The sequence below is a fragment of the Streptomyces sp. NPDC051020 genome (assembly GCF_040683105.1).
In the GTDB taxonomy this organism is placed as follows: Bacteria; Actinomycetota; Actinomycetes; order Streptomycetales; family Streptomycetaceae; genus Streptomyces.
On record NZ_JBFBCG010000029.1, the window covers coordinates 47561 to 66053 of the forward strand.

General features: G+C 69.0%; 20 protein-coding genes. 13 read left to right on the forward strand and 7 right to left on the reverse strand.

Translation table 11 applies throughout. From position 1 onward, the window contains the following. Positions 1–52 precede the first annotated feature (52 nt). Positions 53–904 (forward strand): L,D-transpeptidase family protein, encoded by an 852-nt coding sequence (locus tag AB0N06_RS17820; RefSeq protein ID WP_366135616.1) that lies wholly within the window; start codon positions 53–55, stop codon positions 902–904. A gap of 188 nt (positions 905–1092) precedes the next feature. Here the strand turns inward: AB0N06_RS17820 and AB0N06_RS17825 are convergent, their stop codons facing one another. Together AB0N06_RS17825 and AB0N06_RS17830 are read right to left on the reverse strand one after the other, a co-directional pair. Further along, positions 1093–2220, reverse strand: coding sequence for a hypothetical protein (locus AB0N06_RS17825; RefSeq protein WP_366135618.1), 1128 nt, complete (start codon positions 2218–2220; stop codon positions 1093–1095). Next, entirely contained in the window at positions 2199–2930 is a 732-nt protein-coding gene (locus AB0N06_RS17830; RefSeq protein ID WP_366135619.1) for an RNA polymerase sigma factor, read from the reverse strand. The genes AB0N06_RS17825 and AB0N06_RS17830 overlap by 22 nt, the downstream gene beginning before the upstream one ends. A gap of 598 nt (positions 2931–3528) precedes the next feature. On the opposite strand from AB0N06_RS17830, the gene AB0N06_RS17835 reads away from it, so the two are divergent. Both AB0N06_RS17835 and AB0N06_RS17840 read left to right on the forward strand, forming a co-directional pair. Then, positions 3529–3765: a type II toxin-antitoxin system VapB family antitoxin gene (locus AB0N06_RS17835; RefSeq protein WP_366135620.1), complete on the forward strand. Its 237-nt coding sequence runs from the start codon at positions 3529–3531 to the stop codon at positions 3763–3765. Next, a complete protein-coding gene (locus AB0N06_RS17840; protein WP_366135621.1) occupies positions 3762–4166 on the forward strand; it encodes a PIN domain nuclease in 405 nt (134 codons plus the stop codon). The genes AB0N06_RS17835 and AB0N06_RS17840 overlap by 4 nt, the downstream gene beginning before the upstream one ends. 258 nt (positions 4167–4424) lie before the next feature. Here the strand turns inward: AB0N06_RS17840 and AB0N06_RS17845 are convergent, their stop codons facing one another. Beyond that, on the reverse strand, positions 4425–4871 hold the full coding sequence (locus AB0N06_RS17845; RefSeq protein ID WP_366135622.1) for an ATP-binding protein: 447 nt from the start codon (positions 4869–4871) through the stop codon (positions 4425–4427). After that, entirely contained in the window at positions 4871–5098 is a 228-nt protein-coding gene (locus AB0N06_RS17850) for a hypothetical protein (protein ID WP_366135623.1), read from the reverse strand. The genes AB0N06_RS17845 and AB0N06_RS17850 overlap by 1 nt, the downstream gene beginning before the upstream one ends. A 199-nt stretch (positions 5099–5297) precedes the next feature. On the opposite strand from AB0N06_RS17850, the gene AB0N06_RS17855 reads away from it, so the two are divergent. Together AB0N06_RS17855 and AB0N06_RS17860 are read left to right on the forward strand one after the other, a co-directional pair. After that, on the forward strand, positions 5298–6152 hold the full coding sequence (locus AB0N06_RS17855; RefSeq protein ID WP_366135624.1) for a helix-turn-helix transcriptional regulator: 855 nt from the start codon (positions 5298–5300) through the stop codon (positions 6150–6152). Beyond that, positions 6133–6354, forward strand: coding sequence for a DUF397 domain-containing protein (locus AB0N06_RS17860; protein ID WP_366135625.1), 222 nt, complete (start codon positions 6133–6135; stop codon positions 6352–6354). Before AB0N06_RS17855 ends, AB0N06_RS17860 begins: the two co-directional genes overlap by 20 nt. A 314-nt stretch (positions 6355–6668) precedes the next feature. Here AB0N06_RS17860 and AB0N06_RS17865 read toward each other — a convergent pair whose 3' ends face one another. Further along, positions 6669–8279 (reverse strand): glycoside hydrolase family 20 protein, encoded by a 1611-nt coding sequence (locus tag AB0N06_RS17865; protein ID WP_366135626.1) that lies wholly within the window; start codon positions 8277–8279, stop codon positions 6669–6671. 257 nt (positions 8280–8536) lie between these two features. Here AB0N06_RS17865 and AB0N06_RS17870 point away from each other — a divergent pair, with 257 nt between their 5' ends. The 6 genes from AB0N06_RS17870 (at position 8537) to AB0N06_RS17895 (ending at position 13650) form a co-directional block, all read left to right on the forward strand. Further along, positions 8537–9124 (forward strand): 2-oxo-4-hydroxy-4-carboxy-5-ureidoimidazoline decarboxylase, encoded by a 588-nt coding sequence (locus AB0N06_RS17870; protein WP_366135661.1) that lies wholly within the window; start codon positions 8537–8539, stop codon positions 9122–9124. 361 nt (positions 9125–9485) lie between these two features. Beyond that, on the forward strand, positions 9486–9866 hold the full coding sequence (gene sdhC, locus AB0N06_RS17875; protein WP_358859615.1) for a succinate dehydrogenase, cytochrome b556 subunit: 381 nt from the start codon (positions 9486–9488) through the stop codon (positions 9864–9866). A gap of 5 nt (positions 9867–9871) precedes the next feature. Continuing rightward, positions 9872–10345, forward strand: coding sequence for a succinate dehydrogenase hydrophobic membrane anchor subunit (locus AB0N06_RS17880; protein WP_358859616.1), 474 nt, complete (start codon positions 9872–9874; stop codon positions 10343–10345). Between the two features lie 29 nt (positions 10346–10374). Beyond that, positions 10375–12129, forward strand: a complete 1755-nt coding sequence (gene sdhA / locus AB0N06_RS17885; protein ID WP_366135627.1) for a succinate dehydrogenase flavoprotein subunit — start codon at positions 10375–10377, stop codon at positions 12127–12129. Next, positions 12129–12896 (forward strand): succinate dehydrogenase iron-sulfur subunit, encoded by a 768-nt coding sequence (locus AB0N06_RS17890; RefSeq protein ID WP_366135628.1) that lies wholly within the window; start codon positions 12129–12131, stop codon positions 12894–12896. The genes sdhA and AB0N06_RS17890 overlap by 1 nt, the downstream gene beginning before the upstream one ends. Before the next feature lie 178 nt (positions 12897–13074). Next, entirely contained in the window at positions 13075–13650 is a 576-nt protein-coding gene (locus AB0N06_RS17895) for a hypothetical protein (protein WP_358859619.1), read from the forward strand. 172 nt (positions 13651–13822) lie between these two features. Here the strand turns inward: AB0N06_RS17895 and AB0N06_RS17900 are convergent, their stop codons facing one another. Next, positions 13823–14326, reverse strand: a complete 504-nt coding sequence (locus AB0N06_RS17900) for a MarR family transcriptional regulator (protein ID WP_366135629.1) — start codon at positions 14324–14326, stop codon at positions 13823–13825. Between the two features lie 88 nt (positions 14327–14414). On the opposite strand from AB0N06_RS17900, the gene AB0N06_RS17905 reads away from it, so the two are divergent. Both AB0N06_RS17905 and AB0N06_RS17910 read left to right on the forward strand, forming a co-directional pair. After that, positions 14415–15653, forward strand: a complete 1239-nt coding sequence (locus AB0N06_RS17905; protein WP_366135630.1) for an MFS transporter — start codon at positions 14415–14417, stop codon at positions 15651–15653. A gap of 119 nt (positions 15654–15772) precedes the next feature. Next, positions 15773–16510 (forward strand): TetR family transcriptional regulator, encoded by a 738-nt coding sequence (locus AB0N06_RS17910; protein WP_366135631.1) that lies wholly within the window; start codon positions 15773–15775, stop codon positions 16508–16510. A 269-nt stretch (positions 16511–16779) separates the two neighbouring features. On the opposite strand, the gene AB0N06_RS17915 is transcribed toward AB0N06_RS17910, so the two are convergent. After that, positions 16780–18333, reverse strand: a complete 1554-nt coding sequence (locus tag AB0N06_RS17915; RefSeq protein ID WP_366135632.1) for an ABC transporter substrate-binding protein — start codon at positions 18331–18333, stop codon at positions 16780–16782. Positions 18334–18493 lie beyond the last annotated feature (160 nt).

Below are 18493 nucleotides of genomic sequence, written 5' to 3' on the forward strand. Positions count from 1 at the left end.
ACCCAGAACCCAGCACGGCGGAGGAACGGCACACCGGGCAGCCACTACGGCGGTGACCGCCGTAACCGTCCTGACGCTGGCCGCCACGACCGCGGGCTGCCAGACGCATGCCTCCGGCGGTTCTGCGGCAAAGCCCTCGTCCCCGCCGAAGACCTCGGCCCCGGCGGCCGACGACGCCAAGCCCGCCGCGACCTCCTCGCCGCCGACCTCCTTGCCGCCGACCGCCGCGCCCTCGCCGTCGGCGACCGCCGCACCGAAGCCCGCTCCGCAGGGCAGGACGCTGATGGCCACCGGCTCCGAGGGCAAGCAGGTTCGGGAGCTGCAGGCCCGGCTCCGTCAGATCGGCCACTTCGACCGCAGCCCGACGGGCTACTACGGGACGCTCACCGTCGCCGCCGTGCAGTCCTTCCAGGGCAAGCGCGGTCTGTCCCGTACCGGCCGAACGGATACCGTCACCTGGCAGAAGCTGATCGCCATGACGCGGAAGCCGACGGCCGCCGAGCTGAACCCGCCGACCTCCCGGCCCGCCGCCAGACCCGACAAGCGCTGCATGACCGGGCGGGTGCTCTGTATCAGCAAGAACAGCCGGACCCTGTCGTGGATGATCGACGGCCGGGTCGTCTCCTCGATGGATGTGCGGTTCGGCTCGCAGTACACGCCGACCCGCGAAGGCACCTTCTCCATCTACTGGAAGTCCAGGCACCACGTGTCGACGATCTACCACACGGCCATGCCGTACGCGATGTTCTTCAGCGGTGGTCAGGCGGTGCACTACTCGGCGGACTTCGCGGCCCGCGGCTACAACGGCGCGTCGCACGGCTGCGTGAACGTCCGGGACGAGGGAAAGATCGCCGCCCTCTTCGACCAGGTCCGCAACGGCGACAAGGTCGTCATCTACTGGTGAGCGGAGGCGAGGAAAGGGGGCGCGGGCGGGACCGGGGGAACGTGTCCCGCCCGCGCCAGGTGCGCTGAGCCGAAGGTACGGGGGGAACCCCGGCTCTGTGCGCTGCCGATGACCAGTCGGCTCACTCTGTACAGCGTCGACGGGTCGAAAAGTGTCACACCCGGTGCCGGCGGAGCGGCCGGAACGGCTCAGCCGTCGACCGGGACAGTCGGAGCCGTGGCCTCCGGGGAGGCGACACCGGTCGGGGACACCGAGGCCGACGGGGCCGGGGTACCGGGCTCGAACCAGAGCGACTGGCGCGCGTTCGCACTGCCGTCGGCCCGGTCCGCCGCGTCGGCGCCGGCATCGTTCTGCTCGCCTGCGCCGCTCTTCCCGTTCCCCTGGTCGTCCTCGTCACCGGCCTTGTCGAACATCTGCTGACAGAACCGGTCCAGGTTGTCGGCGCCGTCGGCCAACTCTGCGAGGCGGCGCCTGCGGGCGTCGTCGAGCTTGCCGTCGCGGTAGTCGCGGCACGCCTTGAGGGTCCGGGCGAACCAGACACCCGACGTGTCGTCCTGGCCGCCGGGCGTGCCCTTGCTGCCGGTCGCGTCCGGGGAACTCGGGTCGGTGCTCCCGCCGTTCCGGGCTCCGCCCCCGTCCGGCGTTCCGACCGGGCCGGACGTGCCGTCCCGTTCGTCCTCGCCCTGGTGGGTTCCACCGGAGTAATCCGGGGACGGGTTCCCGTCCGGCGATCCCGACGGCGGGGCGGTCGTCCTGCCGGACGCGTCCCCGGAGCCCCGTTCCTGCGGAAACGCGGACGCCGACACCGAGGATGCCGGCAGCGGGTTGGCGTGTTTGCCGAACGGACCGGGAAGCACGCCCGTACCTGCCGCGACGGCCACCCCGCCGAGCGCGCAGCCGGCGAGGGAGGCGGCAAGACCGAATCGGACGGGACGGCTCCAGCGCGGCGCACGCGTGCTGCCGTCCCGGGAGGACGAAGGGCCGATACGCACCGGTCCGAGCGTCTGCGGCCCGCTGCCCTTCGCGGCGTGTCCCGCCGACCGGACGTCCGCCGATGCCGTCGCCCGCGTCCCTGTACGCGCGGTGCGCGGGACCGCCCGGAACGCGGCCAGCGCGGCGGCCTCGCCCGGCAGTTCACCGGTGGCCGGGCGGGCACTGCGGGCAGCCGCGCCCAGCGCGGCCGCGAGCCGTTCGGCGGCGGCGCGCGCATGGCCCTCGCCGGGATCGACCGGTTCGCCGCGGAGCAGTCGCTCCGTCGCGTCCCTGTCAAGCCATGCGTCCTGCTCGTCGGCCATCACATGTCCCTCTGCGTCCACGGACGCGAATCCGTCACACCGGCGGAGGTCGCCAGACCGGTCCGGGAAGGGCGCTGCGCGGGTACGGCGCCGAGTTCCGCCGCATGCCCTGACGCGCTCCCGTGCGGCGGAATTCCCCGCGCCGCGCCCTCCTCGCCGCCGTCGTCGTCGCCGTCGTCGCTGTCCACGCGGAGCAGCTCCGCCAGCCGTTTCAGTCCACGGTGCGCGGCGGTACGTACCGCTCCCGGCCGCTTGCCCAGCGTCTGGGCCGCGCTCTTCGCATCCAGGCCGACCACCACGCGCAGCACGACGGCCTCGGCCTGATCCTGCGGCAGTTGGGCGATGAGGGACATGGTACGACCGGTGGCGAGGGCCTCGATCGCCTCGTCGGCGGTGTCGGACTCGGCTGGTTTCTCCGACAGTTCGGTCTCGTCGCCGCCGATCGCGGGGCGCCTGCCGCGCATTCGCAGATGGTCCAGAGCCCGGTTACGGGCAATCCGCGCCGCCCAGCCGCGGAACCGGTCGGCGTCTCCGCTGAACCGGTCGAGGTCGCGCGCTATCTGCAGCCAGGACTCGGACGCCACGTCCTCGGCGTCCGGCTCCCCCACCAGCGTTCGTATGTAGCCCAGCAGCCGCGGCTGCACAGCGCGGTACACAGAACGGAAGGCGTCCTCGTCCCCGTCCTGCGCCGCGAGCACCGCGGCGGTCAGCTCCGCGTCGTCCCCCAGCACTCCCTCAACCCACCCTGCTGTCCTGAATCACAGCTGGTCACCACTACCGCGCCACCCTGCGCGACTCCGCACGCTACGTCCTTCGCAGGGGCCACGTCCATGACTTGTACAACCCGCAACGTCCTCGGACACAGTGAGGTGTGACAGAAAACGCACTCACGGCGCTGAGAAGAGTACGGGGTCGTCCTGCGGCCCCGCGGAAGACGACCGGGGCCTCTCCTGTGGGGGGTGGCGGCCCCGGTCGTCCTCGTTCTCCCCGGCTTTTCGGTCATCCTCGGGATTTCCCTCTGCGGTACGGCCCGATGGTCCGGCCGTTGTTGAAGACCCGTCCGGCGCCGCGGCGATTCAGTCGTCGGCAGTCCCGTCCTTGCCACCGCTCCCGGTCCGGGACCCGCTTCCTTTCGGCGGCGACGGCACACCCTTCTTCTCCCCGCGCACGGCCTTCTCCGCCTTCCCGTTCGCGTCCCGGTTGTCCTGGGCGCGTGGTCGAACGCACGGTGGCGGGTGATCAGGGCGGCACCCTCTTGCAGCTGAGCGCCGCGACACCCGCTCGTGATATCTTCTTTTCGAAACGTATATACGAATCCTGGGGGTGCCCATGTCCCGCACCGTGATCGACTTGGACGACGAAGCCCTGCAAGAGGCTGCACGACATTTGGGTACCACCACCAAGAAGGACACCGTGAACGCGGCCCTGCGCGAAATCGCTGATCGGCGGCGTCGCGCGGCAGCGGTGGAGCGGATGCGGCAGATGGTCGCCGATGGCGAGATCGACTTCTCGGTCATCGACCCCGGCCATGAAAGCCCCGACGACGGCGGACGGTCCGCCGCGTGAGCGAGCTGTTTCTGATCGACACCAGCGCCCTGGTGCGCTTCTACCGGCGTCAGGCGAGTCCCGCTTGGGACGAGCTCGTCACCGCAGGGCTGGTAGGGCTCTGCGAGCCGGTACGGCAGGAATATCTGCGGGCAGTCGGCGGCCGTGCGGCGTACTACGAAGCCGCTGGTCTGCTCCGCGAGACGTTCCCCTACTACTCGATGCGCGACTCCGCATGGGACGACTCCGCAGATCTGCAGCAACGCCTCGCGGACAGCGGGTGGCATCAGTGCGCCAGCCCCGTTGACCTACTCGTCGCCGTCACTGCCCGACATCACAAATTCACAGTCCTCCACCAGGATGCCGACTTCGAGACGATTGCCCGTGTCACGGGCCAGCCGGTGCGCCGCATCGGCGGGTAGCAGTCACCCGCCGGATTCAGCCGGCCGACCACGTCGCACCAGCAGACCACCGGGTCAGCGCAGGTCGGCGGGAAGCTCGATCTTCCCGTTGAACGTGCCCTGTTCCACGGTGCACCCGCTCTCCTGAGGTACGCCGTGCCGTCGACGACGTAGATTTCCTCGTTCTCCTTGGCGCCCTTGCTGCTGGTACTGACGCCCTGCGAGTGCAGCGCCTCCGCCGCCATGCCACGCCGAACCAGGCGGACTGTACAGCAGCATTCACCTTGCGATCACGCCCACGGACATCCCTGTCGAATCGACCCGAATGCCCGCGGAGGGCTCACCGGGAGGCGTGCGGTCGCCGCCTGGCAGCTCGCACCACACCGTCTTGGTGCCGGGGCCCTGCTCCACGCCCCAGCGCAGCGCCAGGGCATCGAGCAGGGTGAGGCCGCGGCCGGTCTCGTCGTCGCCGGCCGCCCTGCACAGGACGGGCAGGGCCCGGGGGTCGGGGTCGGTGACCTCCACTCGCGTACGGCCCTGGTCGCACGAGGCGCGGACCGTTACGGGGACGCCCTCGCCGAGGTGGCGGATGACGTTGGTGATCAGCTCGGTGGCACACAACTCGAGGTCGGCACAGGGGCCGCCCAGGTACGCGCGCAAGGCGCGGCGCACCTCGGACACAGCCTCGGGGGTGGCGAGAAGCTCCAGGATCAGCGGTTCTCGCATCACGCGACTCCCTTACGCAGCGCGGCGACCAGAGCGCGTGCGGTGGGCAGGTTGCACTTGCCCAGCGTGACGAGCGGCGGAGTGCGGTAGCGGGCGGCGAAGGTCAGCAGGTCGATGCCGAGGGAGGGCAGCGTGACGCCGTGGGCGGCGAGGGCGGCCCGCAGGTCGTTCACGCAGTCCTGCACATCGGCATCCGTATCCGTGTCGTCGTGGGGGTGGTCGTTCATGGGGGGTGTCACACCTTCCAGTGCGCTCTGTGACGAATCACTCACACTCTGAAGCGCCGCGGCCTACCGTGAAAGAGCTTCGGGCTCCCGGCCGTGAACTGCGCGTATGCCCTCGCGTGTTGGCATCGGCGCGGGAATCCCCGGAACTCGGGCGGACACGCCGTGAAACGGGCGGCAACGACACCAATGGCGGTGAACGATGGGACAGCGCAAGGACATCGACGGGTCGGCAAGCGTCCCCACCTTCTACGGCAAGGAGTTGCGCTGGAAACGGGAAGAGGCCGGACTGACCCTCCAGCAGCTGGTGGAGGGCAGTTTCTACGGCCCCAGCCACCTGAGCGAGATCGAACGCGGACAGCGCCGCATGCCGGCCGAACTGGCCGAGCACGTGGACCGGGCGCTGGGTACCGACGGTTTTTTCCGGCGCCGCTGCGAGGACGTACGAAAGGCGAAGAGGCGCGGCCATGCCAGCTACTTCGAGCGCGTGCTGGAGGCTGAGAAGCACGCGGAGACCATCGAGGAGTGGTGCCCGACTCTGATTCCCGGTCTGCTGCAGACGGACGCGTACGCGCGGGCGGTGGTCCGGGCTACGCACCCGCTGGCGCCCGACGACCATGTGGAGGAGAAGGTCACCGCCCGGATGGCACGGGCCAGCCTCTTCGAGGATGACCACAAGACCCCGGAATACTGGGCGATCCTGCCCGAGTCGCTGCTGCGCCAGCCGATTCTGCCACCTGCTCAGGCGACCGAACAGCTGGAGCGCATCGCGGCGCTGGCAACGCGCCGCCGGATCGTTCCCCAGATCCTTCCGTGGAATTGCGGGCCACACCCCTTCATGCTGGGCACGGCCAAGCTCATGACCTTTCCTGACGCCCCGCCTCTGGTCTACACGGAGGCTCTGCACAGTGGCGACACCATCGACGATCCGGCTCTCGTGAAGGAGTACCGCAGGTCGTACGATCTGCTCAGGGCCGCCGCACTGCCGCCGAAGGCGTCCCTCGCCCTGATCGAGCAAGCGGCTGAGGATGGTCGAAATGGCAAGCATCGGGATTGACTTGAACACGGCTGTCTGGCGCAAGAGCAGCTACAGCAACGGCAGCGGCGGGGACTGCGTGGAGGTCGCCGACGGCCTCGCGGGCATCGTCCCCGTCCGCGACTCCAAGCTCACCCACGGCCCGGTCCTCACGGTCACGGCCCCCGCCTGGACGTCGTTCGTCACGTCCCTCAAGGACGCACCCGACCGCCAAACTGCGTAGGACCAGCCCGAAACGCCGCGTCGCCCGGGGATCCGTACCCATGCCCCCTGGTCATGGGTACGGCCTCAGGAGTACTGACTACGTTCAAGGATCGCCTCGGCGTTCAGCCATACGATCTGCGCTCATCTGACTCCACAGGCCGTCATGCCGCTTGCACCCCCGCCGGGGACCGGCCGGGCTTCTCTCCTACCGTCCGGGGTTCGCTTACGGCCCCGGACGACAACCATGCACAACGACTACGCGCAGTTCACTGCGTCAATCGATCGAGCTTGTGGACCCGTGCGCACCACCGAGCCGTTACCGGTCCGGCCCGCTCAGCCCGCCTTGTCGATCTTCGCGGCGAGCGCCTGGAACTGACCCCAGCTCAGCGTCGGCCTCCTCGGATCCCACAGCTTCTGGGCCGTGGCCCGCAGCGGCATCCGGATCCCCGCCGCCACCTGCGCCGGGGTCTGCGCCTGCGGCAGGTCGCCCCAGACCGCGAACCGGCCGCCCAGGATCTGCTTCGAGTAGCGGGCCGCTACCGGCTGCGTGCCCCGCAGGACGAGCGGGGTCCACTGTTCGTAGATCCGCTTCCCGGTCGGGTAGACGAACGCATGGGGCTGACCGAGCACGTAATAGAGGAACTCGTCGTTCAGGTTCACCACGCGCCGGCCCTCGCCCAGATACTCCTCCGGCGGCCGGGCACCGTACTCCTTGCCCGTCCAGTACTCGACCTCGATGTTCTTGTCGGCCTGGACGGTTCCGCCGCGGAAGAAGCCGTCGTTCCAGGCCTTGGGCTGCTGCCCGTGCGGGCGCACCACCGCCGCGCGGTCGTTGAGCCAGCCGGTGGCGAGGTCCTTGATCCCGGCCGCCGGTCCGTACTTCTGCTGGGCTGCGCGCTGGAGCTGCGGGTACGAGGCGGCCGGGTCCTTCACCATCAGCGCGCGGTACTCGTCCCCGCCCAGGTGCCAGAACGCACCGCCGAAGAGCTCCGCGAACTCGCCGATCAACTGGTCGATGAGTTTCGCCGCGCCCGGATTGGAGATGTCGAGCGATCCGATCGAGCGCACGCCCGCCGTGTTGCGCAGCTGGAGGTCCGGATGGGCGCGCAGGACGGCGCCCAGATGGCCCGGGGAGTCGATCTCGGGAACCACGTCGATGTGCAGCCGGCCCGCGAGGGCGAGGATCTGACGGACCTCCGCCTTGGTGAGGTGCTGGGGCGACACCACCTCGGGGTGGGCGTCGGACTGGATCCGGAACGCCTGGTCGTCGGAGAAGTGCAGGCCGAGCTGGTTGAGCTTGAGGTCGGCCATGTCGCGCAACCGGTCCTCGATCCAGCCGACCGTGTAGTACTTGCGCGCGATGTCGAGGTTGAGTCCGCGCTGCGGCCGGTCGGGACGGTCACGCACCTCGCCCTCGGGCATCATGCCGTCGGCCCGCAGCGACTGCTTCAGCGTGCGGGTTCCGTAGAAGACACCCGCCTGGTCGGGTCCGGTGATGACGACCCGCCGGTCGTGGGTCTTCAGGGTGTACGACTCCGGGGCCCCGTCACCGGGGGCGCCGAGGGCGAGCTCGACGTCGCCTGCACGGGCCGGGACGGCGCCCCGGTAACGGATCTTCAGCTCCTTGGCGAGCAGCTGCGCCTCGTCCGCGAGCGATCCGCTGCCCCCGGCGATCACGACGCCGCTGGTCGGGCCCGGCCGCCAGCCGGGGCCGCGGGCGGCAATGTGCTCGCGTACGGCGGGGATGGTCCGGGGCGCCCTGGAGAGCGGGTAGCTGCGGGTCGGCGAGGGGGAGAGGGAGGCGTTCGAGGAGACGCCGGCCACGGACGCCTCCCCCGTGCGTCCGGTGTCCGCACCTTCCGGCCAGACGACGACGGTGATCGTCACGGCGGCTGCCGCGACGAGGGCCGCACCGGCCGCGAGGGCTCCGCGTGAGGGCGACATCGGTCAGAATCCTCCGGTGGTGACGAGTAAAGGGAAGAAATAAGGAGATAGCCGGGCATTCTCCTCGACGAGTCGTCCATCAGACGTTCCGAAACTCTCCCTTCCGGGTGAAATTCGTGCATCCGTCGCACGACCGTCGCCTGGCCCCGATAGCGTGGGGGCACATTCGTCCCTCCCTTCACCCTGCGTCTCCCTGGTTTCCGGGCCCCTCACCGCACCAGGCTCACAGGGATGCCAATGTTTCGAGGAGTCCCACGCTGTCCAGGCCCAGCGAGTCCCACGCCGGCCTCCCGGAACCACCGCAGCGGCGGGTCGGCCCGCCCGCGCTCCCCGCCCAGAGCCGCGGCCCGGCCCGGGCCTGCGTCAGTGCCCGCGCCCTCGGCCTCGACCGGTTCAACACCACACCCACCGCCGACGCCGAAGCCGCGCTGCTCGGCTGCTGCGGCAGTGCCCGCTGGGCGCAGCGGCTGGCCGCTCACCGCCCGTACCCCGATCTGGACGCCCTCCTCGCCGCCGCAGACGAGGCGGGGTACGACATGGCGCCCGCGGATCTCGCCGAGGCGCTCGCCGCCGAGGTCTCCCCGGGACTGCACCACGCCGCACCGCACTCCGCGCACCTCGCGCTGAGCGCCGCGCATGCCGCGTACGAGAGCCGCTTCGGCCATGTCTTCGTGATCTGCCTCGACGCCTTCCGCCCCGCCGAGCACCCGGACCAGGTACTGGCAGGCATCCGGGCCAGGCTGGGCCACGACCCCGACGAGGAGCGGGTGGTCACGGCGGACGAGATGCGCCGGCTCGCCCGGGGCCGCATCATCGAGCTGGTGACGGGCGCCGGGCCGGCATGATCCGAACGAGAGGCCCCAGGGCGTGTTTCGAAAGGAGCGTCGTCCGCCCGTAGGGCGGGCCAGGAGGCGTCTGGTGCGTGCGACCGCAAGGCGGAGGGTCACCCCGATACTGGGCGAATCGGGGCGAACCCGACAATGTAGCGAGCATGTGGGCCGGGCGACGCTGACAGGCGGGACTTTCGACCCATGCCCTAGCCCGTCCGTGCCTGTTTCATTGCCACTTTGATCACACCAGAGGACCCGGCGCGAGCGAACCGACAAACCGTCGCTACGATGGCCGGGGCCGGTGGACCGTACCCGGCCGGGTCAGACCGACAGTCAAGCCGGCCGACCCCAATCCCTGCTCCCGGAGGGTTCTTCCGTGCCGGCTGGAACGCTGTACCGCGGCCGGGAAGGCATGTGGTCCTGGGTGGCTCATCGAGTCACCGGTGTCCTCATTTTCTTCTTCCTGTTCGTACACGTCCTGGACACCGCTCTCGTCCGCGTCTCGCCCGAGGCCTACGACAACGTCGTGGCCACGTACAAGACCTGGCCTGTCGCGCTCCTCGAATACGGCCTGGTGGCCGCAATTCTCTTCCACGCGCTGAACGGTCTCCGTATCGTCGCCGTGGACTTCTGGGCCAAGGGCCCGCGCTACCAGAAGCAGATGCTCTGGTCCGCCGTGGGCATCTGGATCGTGCTGATGGTCGGGGCCCTGTACCCCATCCTCGGCCACGCCGTACGCGCAGTCTTCGGGAGCTGAGGCCAATGTCCACCGAGTCCTCCGCAATCGGCGCCGTCGAAGGCGTCAGCCTCTACGACGTCAACCACCCGGCCCCGGTCATCGAGTCCCCGCGCAAGCGGACGGGCAAGACCCCCAAGGCTTCGCGCACCAACTTCGAGATGTACGCCTGGCTCTTCATGCGCCTGTCGGGCATCGTGCTCGTCGTCCTGGTCATCGGCCACCTGCTGATCCAGCTCGTGCTGGACGGCGGTGTCTCCAAGATCGGCTTTGCCTTCGTGGCGGGCCGCTGGGCCTCGCCGTTCTGGCAGGTCTGGGACCTGGCGATGCTGTGGCTGGCCATGCTGCACGGCGCCAACGGCCTCCGTACGGTCATCAACGACTACGCCGAACGGGACAACACCCGCTTCTGGCTGAAGATGCTCCTGTACACCGCCACGGTGTTCACCGTCCTGCTGGGCACGCTGGTGATCTTCACCTTCGACCCGAACATCCGCTAGGCACCGGGCCAGAGGGACCAGAGGAAATCATGCAGATCCACAAGTACGACACCGTCATCGTCGGCGCAGGCGGCGCCGGCATGCGCGCGGCCATCGAGTCGACGAAGCGCAGCCGTACCGCCGTACTCACGAAGCTGTACCCGACCCGCTCCCACACGGGCGCCGCGCAGGGCGGCATGGCCGCCGCGCTCGCCAACGTGGAAGAGGACAACTGGGAGTGGCACACCTTCGACACGATCAAGGGCGGCGACTACCTGGTCGACCAGGACGCCGCCGAGATCCTGGCGAAGGAGGCCATCGACTCCGTTCTCGACCTGGAGAAGATGGGCCTGCCGTTCAACCGCACGCCCGAGGGCAAGATCGACCAGCGTCGCTTCGGCGGCCACAGCCGTAACCACGGCGAGGCCCCGGTCCGCCGGTCCTGCTACGCCTCGGACCGCACCGGCCACATGATCCTCCAGACGCTGTACCAGAACTGCGTCAAGGAGGGTGTGGAGTTCTTCAACGAGTTCTACGTCCTGGACCTGCTGCTGCAGGAGGTCGACGGAGTCAAGAAGTCCGCGGGCGTCGTCGCGTACGAGCTGGCGACCGGCGAGATCCACGTCTTCCAGGCGAAGGCGATCATCTTCGCCTCCGGCGGCACCGGCAAGTTCTTCAAGGTGACGTCGAACGCCCACACCTTGACCGGTGACGGCCAGGCCGCCGCGTACCGCCGCGGTCTGCCGCTGGAGGACATGGAGTTCTTCCAGTTCCACCCGACGGGCATCTGGCGCATGGGCATCCTGCTGACGGAGGGCGCCCGTGGTGAGGGCGGCATCCTCCGCAACAAGGACGGCGAGCGCTTCATGGAGAAGTACGCGCCCGTCATGAAGGACCTCGCGTCCCGTGACGTCGTGTCCCGCTCCATCTACACGGAGATCCGTGAGGGCCGCGGCTGCGGTCCCGAGGGCGACCACGTCTACCTCGACCTCACGCACCTGCCGCCGGAGCAGCTGGACGCGAAGCTCCCGGACATCACCGAGTTCGCGCGTACGTACCTTGGCATCGAGCCCTACACGGACCCGATCCCGATCCAGCCGACCGCGCACTACGCCATGGGCGGCATCCCGACCAACGTCGAGGGCGAGGTGCTGGCCGACAACACCACCGTCGTGCCGGGCCTGTACGCCGCCGGCGAGGTCGCATGTGTCTCCGTGCACGGCGCCAACCGTCTGGGGACCAACTCGCTGCTCGACATCAACGTCTTCGGACGCCGGTCGGGCATCGCCGCCGCCGAGTACGCGGCGAAGAACGACTATGTCGAGCTTCCCGAGAACCCGGCACAGCTGGTCATCGACCAGGTCGAGCGGCTGCGCAACTCGACGGGCACCGAGCGGGTCGCGGCGCTCCGTCTGGAGCTGCAGGAGTGCATGGACGCCAATGTGATGGTGTTCCGTACCGAGCAGACCATCAAGACGGCCGTCGACAAGATCGCCGAGCTGCGCGAGCGCTACCTGAACGTGTCCATCCAGGACAAGGGCAAGCGGTTCAACACGGACCTCCTGGAGGCCATCGAGCTGGGCAACCTGCTCGACCTGGCCGAGGTCATGGCGACCTCCGCGCTGGCCCGAAAGGAGTCCCGCGGCGGTCACTACCGCGAGGACTACCCGAACCGCGACGACGTCAACTTCATGCGCCACACCATGGCGTACCGCGAGGTCGCCGACGACGGCACCGAGTCGATCCGGCTCGACTACAAGCCGGTCGTCCAGACCCGCTACCAGCCGATGGAGCGTAAGTACTGATGGCTACCCCGACTCTGGACAAGGTGGAGACCGGCCCCTCGGCGTCCGCTGCCTCCCCGTACATCACGGTCACTTTCCGGATCCGCCGCTTCAACCCCGAGGTCTCCGAGGAGGCCACGTGGCAGGACTTCCAGATCGAGATCGACCCGAAGGAGCGCGTCCTCGACGCCCTTCACAAGATCAAGTGGGACATCGACGGCACGCTGACGTTCCGCCGTTCCTGCGCCCACGGCATCTGCGGCTCCGACGCGATGCGGATCAACGGCAAGAACAGGCTCGCCTGCAAGACGCTGATCAAGGACATCAACCCGGAGAAGCCGATCCTGATCGAGGCCATAAAGGGCCTCACGGTCCTCAAGGACCTCGTGGTCGACATGGACCCGTTCTTCCAGGCGTACCGCGACGTCATGCCGTTCCTCATCACCAAGGGGAACGAGCCGACGCGTGAGCGTCTGCAGTCCGCCGAGGACCGCGAGCGGTTCGACGACACCACCAAGTGCATCCTGTGCGCCGCGTGCACCTCGTCGTGCCCGGTTTTCTGGAACGACGGCCAGTACTTCGGCCCGGCAGCGATCGTCAACGCGCACCGCTTCATCTTCGACTCGCGTGACGAAGGCGGCGAGCAGCGCCTGGAGATCCTCAACGACCGTGACGGTGTGTGGCGTTGCCGCACCACCTTCAACTGCACGGACGCGTGCCCGCGTGGCATCGAGGTCACCAAGGCGATCCAGGAAGTGAAGCGCGCGCTGATCACGCGTCGCTTCTGACCCTTCGGGCAGGCCAGTTGCACAGGAGGCCCCGTTTTCCGCAGGAACGCTGCGGGAGGCGGGGCCTCCTGCTGCGCTGCGCGGATCCGTTCGGTACGGTCGTGCGGAGCCGGAGACCGGTTCACCGCCCGGGGCAGCAACGCGCGGGGCGCACAGGATTGATCGAGAGCGGGGAACGTTGAGCGATCCGAATCCGTACGCGGACGACTCATACAAGTGGGGACCGCCCCAGCAGCCGGGCAATCCGCCCACCGTCGCGGATGGTCAGGGATACGGCTACCCGCAGCAGCTGCCCGACGCCGCGGCCCAGCCGGGCCCGGCCTACGGCTATCCGGCCGTGAATCCGCCGGCTCAGCCGCCCCTGCCCGGTTACGGGTTCCCGCCGCAGCAGGGCCCGGGGGCCGGCGGCGGGGCGCCGATGCTGTCGCTCGGGGACATCACCGTCATGAACGACTCGATCGTGACGCCGTCCGGCACGCTGCCGCTCAAGGGCGCGGTGTGGACGGCCACCGACATGTCACGCACCGAGGAGAAGATCCCGACGGTCGCGATCGTGCTGGCGATCATCTTCGCCCTGCTCTGCCTGGTCGGGCTGCTCTTCCTCCTGATGAAGGAGAAGAAGACGACCGGGTTCATCCAGGTCTCGGTGACCAGCGGCGGCCGGCACCACTCGACGATGATCCAGGCGACCGGCCCGGAGACGTTCCAGATGGTGATGGCCCAGGTCAACACCGCGCGCTCGATGAGCATCTGACGCATCGCAGGCGAACGAGCGGACGGGGCAGGCTCTGCCCCGTCGCACCGTCCGGCACGCCCGCTCGCCGCGTTGACCACAAGCCCTGGTAGCTCGACAACGCTTCCGGCCGCCTTGCGATCGCACGCACCGGACGACGCTCCTCACGGGGCACACATGGCCGGTCACGGCGCTAGCCGGCTCCGTCGCGGTCCTCCGCGACGACCATGATGCGGCGCAGCATGTCGTTGAGCAGGATGCGTTCGTCCTTGTCGAGTACGCCGAGGAGCCGGTACTCCTCGTGGCCGAGGAAGTCCATCGCGCCGAGCCAGGTCGAGCGGCCCTCCTCGGTGAGTTCCACGTCGACCCGTCGCCGGTCCGTGGTGGAGGGCGTACGACGAATGAATCCGCGCCGTTCGAGCGCGTCCAGCCTGCCGGTGACGGAGGCGGGAGCGAGGTCGAGGTCGGCGGCGAGTTCGGAGGGGGCCGCCTTCCCGCCGCGTCCGGCGAGCTTGTGGAGCGTCTCGAACTCCTGGCGGTCCAGGTCGAAGTCGACCAGGGACTGTTCACGCACCCGCCGCAGGTGGACGGAGAGCTTCTTCATGCGCGTCACCGCGCCCTCGACATCGGGATCGAGGTCGGGAAGCACAGGCTTCCACCGCTCGACATGTCCGTCGGTCCAGTCGCGTGACTCCATGAGGAAAGGGTACGCCCGGCGCACACATACGCTTCGGCACCCGATATTTCGTTGACGAATACTTTGATGCCGAAATAGATTTCCTCGCATGCCGCATCCCTTGCGCACGCGCGCCTTCCGCCTGCTCTTCGTCGGACGCACACTCTCCCTCCTCGGCGACGCCGCCATCCCCGCCGCCCTCTCCCTCGCCGTCTACCTGGCCACCGGCTCGACCGCCGCCCTCGCCCTGGTGCTGGCATGCGCGATGGTTCCCAAGCTGCTCCTGCTTCCGCTCGGCGGCGTCATGGGCGACCGCTTCAACGCCCGCACGGTGGCGCTCACCACCGATCTCGTCCGGTGCGCCGCCCAGCTCTTCGTCGGCGTGGAACTGCTCGGCGGTGAACCACGACTCTGGCAGATCGCGGTCGCCGAGGTGATCGGGGGCGCGGCCGGCGCCTTCGCGATGCCGACCGCGTCGCCGCTGATCCGCGGCACGGTGGAAGCCTCGGGCCTGCTGCGCGCCAACTCCCTGATGGCGGTCGCCACCAGCGCGACCCGGCTCGGCGGCCCTGCCGTGGCCGGAACGCTGATCCTCACCGCGGGCCCCGGCTGGGCGTTCGTGCTGGACAGTGCGAGCTTCGCGGTGAGCGCCGCGCTCCTGTCCGCCATCAAGGTCCGGCATGTGCCCCTACCGCGCCGCTCGATGCTCGCCGACCTCAAGGAGGGCTGGGGCGAGGTCCGCGGCCGCGACTGGTACTGGACGAGCCTGATCGCCCACTCCGTGTGGAACGGTGCGGCGGCCGTCCTGATGACCCTGGGGCCGGCACTCGCCATCGAGGACATGGGCGGCAAGAGCACCTGGATCGCCCTGCTCCAGACCGGCGCGGTCTGCCTCCTCCTCGGCTCGCTGCTGGCCGGGCGCGCCCGCCCGCGCCGCCCGGTTCTGGCCGCCAACCTGGGCCTCGCCACATACGCACTCCCCCTCGGCCTCCTCGCGGCCGGCGCCCCCGCCCCGCTGACCATCGCCGGGTACGGCATCGCGCTGGCAGGACTCGGCTTCCTCGGCCCGGTCTGGGAGACCACCGTCCAGTCCGCGGTACCCGCCCACGCGCTGGCCCGCGTGACCTCGTACGACTGGCTGCTCTCCCTCGGCGCGATGCCACTGGGCTATGCCCTGGCCCCGGTCGCCGCCACGGCCTGGGGTCCCGAAGTCCCGCTCGCCGTCGCTGCCGTGGCGGTCGGTGCGGCCTGTCTCGCGACGGCGGCGGTACCGGGCGTACGACGCTTCAGAGCCCCTGCGGCCGCGGCCGGGGCGGCCAGTGACAAGCGCCCCGGAGTACTCGCCTGAGCAGGTTCACATACGGGTCCGGTCGTGGCGTACGTGAGGGCGGCGCCCGCGGTCCCGGGGACGGAGCACAGCCGGATCCCCGGCGCGGAGGACCAGGGCCGACAGCTACCCTCGGGGCTGTGGTGAAGGAAGCGAAGGACGCAAAGGAAGCCAAGGCTCCCAAGAGCGAGCAGACCCGCACACTCATTCTCGAAACGGCGCTCCGGCTCTTCGAGGAACGCGGCTACGACAAGACGACGATGCGGGCCATCGCGCAGGAGGCCGGGGTCTCCGTCGGCAACGCCTACTACTACTTCACGGGGAAAGACGCTCTCGTCCAGAGCTTCTACGACCGGCTCGCCGCAGAGCACGAGGCGGCGGTGAAGCCGGTCCTGGAAGGCGACAAGGACCTGGCCGTGCGGATCCGCGGGGTACTGCTCAGCTGGCTCGACGTGGCCGAGCCGTACCACCGCTTCGCCGCCCAGTTCTTCAAGAACGCCGCCGATCCGGAAAGCCCGCTCTCCCCGTTCTCCGAGGAGTCGGTCGCGGCCCGGGAGGCGGCGATCTCCATTCATGAACGATGCCTGCGCGGCTCCAGCACCAAGACCGACCCCGAAATGACCGACGTACTGCCGCAGTTGATGTGGCTGATACAGATGGGTCTGGTGCTGTTCTGGGTGTACGACCGGACGGAGGGCGCCGAGCGCAGCCGCCGCCTCGTCGAGCGCACCGCACCGATCGGTGCCCGGGCGATCACGCTCTCCCGGTTCCGGGTGCTGCGACCGCTCGTACGGCAGATCCACGACGTACTGGCGGACTTCCTGCCCGGGTCGGTGAAACAGCCGGCCACCGAGCGGCCGGGCCGGGAGAAAGCATAAGACCGACCGGCACATGGGCCGGGGCCGACCGGAAACCTCGCACACGCTGTGCGGCAGTCTCCGGCCGGCCCCGGCCCTCTACGGTCGCGGCACTAGGGCGTGTTTCGAAAGTGGCGTCGTCCGCCCGTGGGGCGGGCCAGGCGGCGTCTGGTGCGTGCGATCGCAAGGCGGAGGGTCGCCCCGATACTGGGTGTATCGGGGCGAGCCCGACAACGCAGCGAGCGTGCGTGCCAGGCGTCGCCTGGCAGACGGGACTTTCGAAACACGCCCTAGATCCAGTTGAGTTCCCACAGCCGCCAGATGCCCGTGCCGTCCGACAGGTACTGCGAGCCGGAGACATCGGTCTCGCTGAGGACGTAGTCCTTCTTCTGCCACAGCGGCACGAGCGGCACGTCCTCGCCGACCAGCGCCTGGAGGTCCTTGAAGTCCGCCGCGGTACGGCTCCGGTCGCTGTACTGCAGCGTGGCCGAAATCAGGTCGTCCATCTTCTTGCTGGTGTAGCCGTTGTGAAGGCTGCTGTCGCGGCCGACGAGCGGCTGGCTGAAGGTGTCGGGGTCCGGGTAGTCGGGCAGCCATCCGACGGTGTACGCGTCGTATTTGCCGGACGCGTACCCCTTCTGGAAGTCCTGCCAGTCCACGGCCTTGACCGAGACCTTGAACAGCCCGTCCGCCTCCAGCTGGCGGCGGAGCTCGGCGGTCTCCTTGGTGTACGCGTCGTCGGCGCGGTAGGCGAAGGTGATGTGCAGCGGGGTCTGCACGCCCGCCTCCTGCATCAGCTGCCTGGCGCGCGCCGGGTCGGGCGCCGGGTAGGCGTCGAAGAACGGCGTGCTGTGCCCGATGTAGCCCTGCGGGATCAGCGAGTAGAGCGGTTCGACGGTGCTCTTGTAGACATCTGCCACCAGCGGCCCGCGGTCGATGATGGACGCGATGGCCTGCCGGACCCTCTTGTCGGCGAGCGGGGACCCGGCGCGCACGTTGAAGACCAGGTTGCGGATCTCGGCGCTTTCCGCCTCGGTGATGCGCACGTCGGGGTCGCCGGGGTTCAGCTCGGCGAGCGTGGACGGCGGCAGCTGTCGGTGCGTCACCTGGACCTGTCCGGACTTCCAGGCCGCCAGGAGCTCGTCCGACTGCTTGTAGTAGCGGACGGTGACGGGGACGCCGCTCTTCTTCAGCGCGCCCTTGTACCGGGTGTTCGGGACCAGCTCCGCCTCGACGCCCGGTTTGTACGACTTCAGGACGTACGGCCCCGAGCCGTCGACCTTGGTTCCGCTACGGAGCTTGTCCGCCGGGTACTCCTCGCGGTCGACGATCGAACCGGCTCCGGTGGCGAGCTTCTGCGGGAAGGTCGCGTCACGCGAGGAGAGGTTGAAGGTGATCGTGCGACCCTCGGACACCACGTTCTTCAGGCTGGGGAACAGGACCGACGGGCCGACGTCCGTCTTGATCTTGATCATGCGCTCGATGGAGTACTCGACATCGGCGGCGGTCATCTTCCGGCCGCTGGCGAAGGTCAGGTCGTCGCGCAGTTTGCACTGGTACGTCTGGAGCTTCTGGCCGATGAACCCACAGCTCTCGGCGGCGTCCGGCTCCGGAACGATCGCCCCGGACTTGAACGTCATGAGGGACTGGTAGACGTTGCTGTACATCGCCCAGGAACCGGCGTCGTACGCACCGGCCGGATCGAGGGACGTCACCTCGTCCGTCGTACCGACCATGATCGGGTCAGCCTTCACCTCGTTCGAGGGAAGCAACTGCCAGGCGACCACGCCTGCGATGACCAAAACCGCGAGAATCGCGAGAATCCGTAGCCGGATCGACCGCATTGCCGTGCTCTCCCTTAACAGCCCCACCTGGGCAGATGTGCTCAGAAACGCACATCACCGTGCTCACGGTCAGCCAATCACACGATTTTCACATCTGGAAGAGGAAACCTGTATCTCATAGCCTTTTGTTCGACAGTTGAAACCTCTCAGTTGGGTCGAA

Bases quoted from the DNA above. Each gene is read 5' to 3' on its own strand.
- AB0N06_RS17865 (WP_366135626.1), bottom strand. From the start codon at position 8,279: ATGTCGCCCTCACGCGGAGCCCTCGCGGCCGGTGCGGCCCTCGTCGCG.
- AB0N06_RS17855 (WP_366135624.1), top strand. From the start codon at position 5,298: ATGGGACAGCGCAAGGACATCGACGGGTCGGCAAGCGTCCCCACCTTC.
- AB0N06_RS17900 (WP_366135629.1), bottom strand. From the start codon at position 14,326: ATGGAGTCACGCGACTGGACCGACGGACATGTCGAGCGGTGGAAGCCT.
- AB0N06_RS17845 (WP_366135622.1), bottom strand. From the start codon at position 4,871: ATGCGAGAACCGCTGATCCTGGAGCTTCTCGCCACCCCCGAGGCTGTG.
- AB0N06_RS17905 (WP_366135630.1), top strand. From the start codon at position 14,415: ATGCCGCATCCCTTGCGCACGCGCGCCTTCCGCCTGCTCTTCGTCGGA.
- AB0N06_RS17890 (WP_366135628.1), top strand. From the start codon at position 12,129: ATGGCTACCCCGACTCTGGACAAGGTGGAGACCGGCCCCTCGGCGTCC.
- AB0N06_RS17835 (WP_366135620.1), top strand. From the start codon at position 3,529: ATGTCCCGCACCGTGATCGACTTGGACGACGAAGCCCTGCAAGAGGCT.
- AB0N06_RS17860 (WP_366135625.1), top strand. From the start codon at position 6,133: ATGGCAAGCATCGGGATTGACTTGAACACGGCTGTCTGGCGCAAGAGC.
- AB0N06_RS17915 (WP_366135632.1), bottom strand. From the start codon at position 18,333: ATGCGGTCGATCCGGCTACGGATTCTCGCGATTCTCGCGGTTTTGGTC.
- sdhA (WP_366135627.1), top strand. From the start codon at position 10,375: ATGCAGATCCACAAGTACGACACCGTCATCGTCGGCGCAGGCGGCGCC.
- AB0N06_RS17850 (WP_366135623.1), bottom strand. From the start codon at position 5,098: ATGAACGACCACCCCCACGACGACACGGATACGGATGCCGATGTGCAG.
- AB0N06_RS17880 (WP_358859616.1), top strand. From the start codon at position 9,872: ATGTCCACCGAGTCCTCCGCAATCGGCGCCGTCGAAGGCGTCAGCCTC.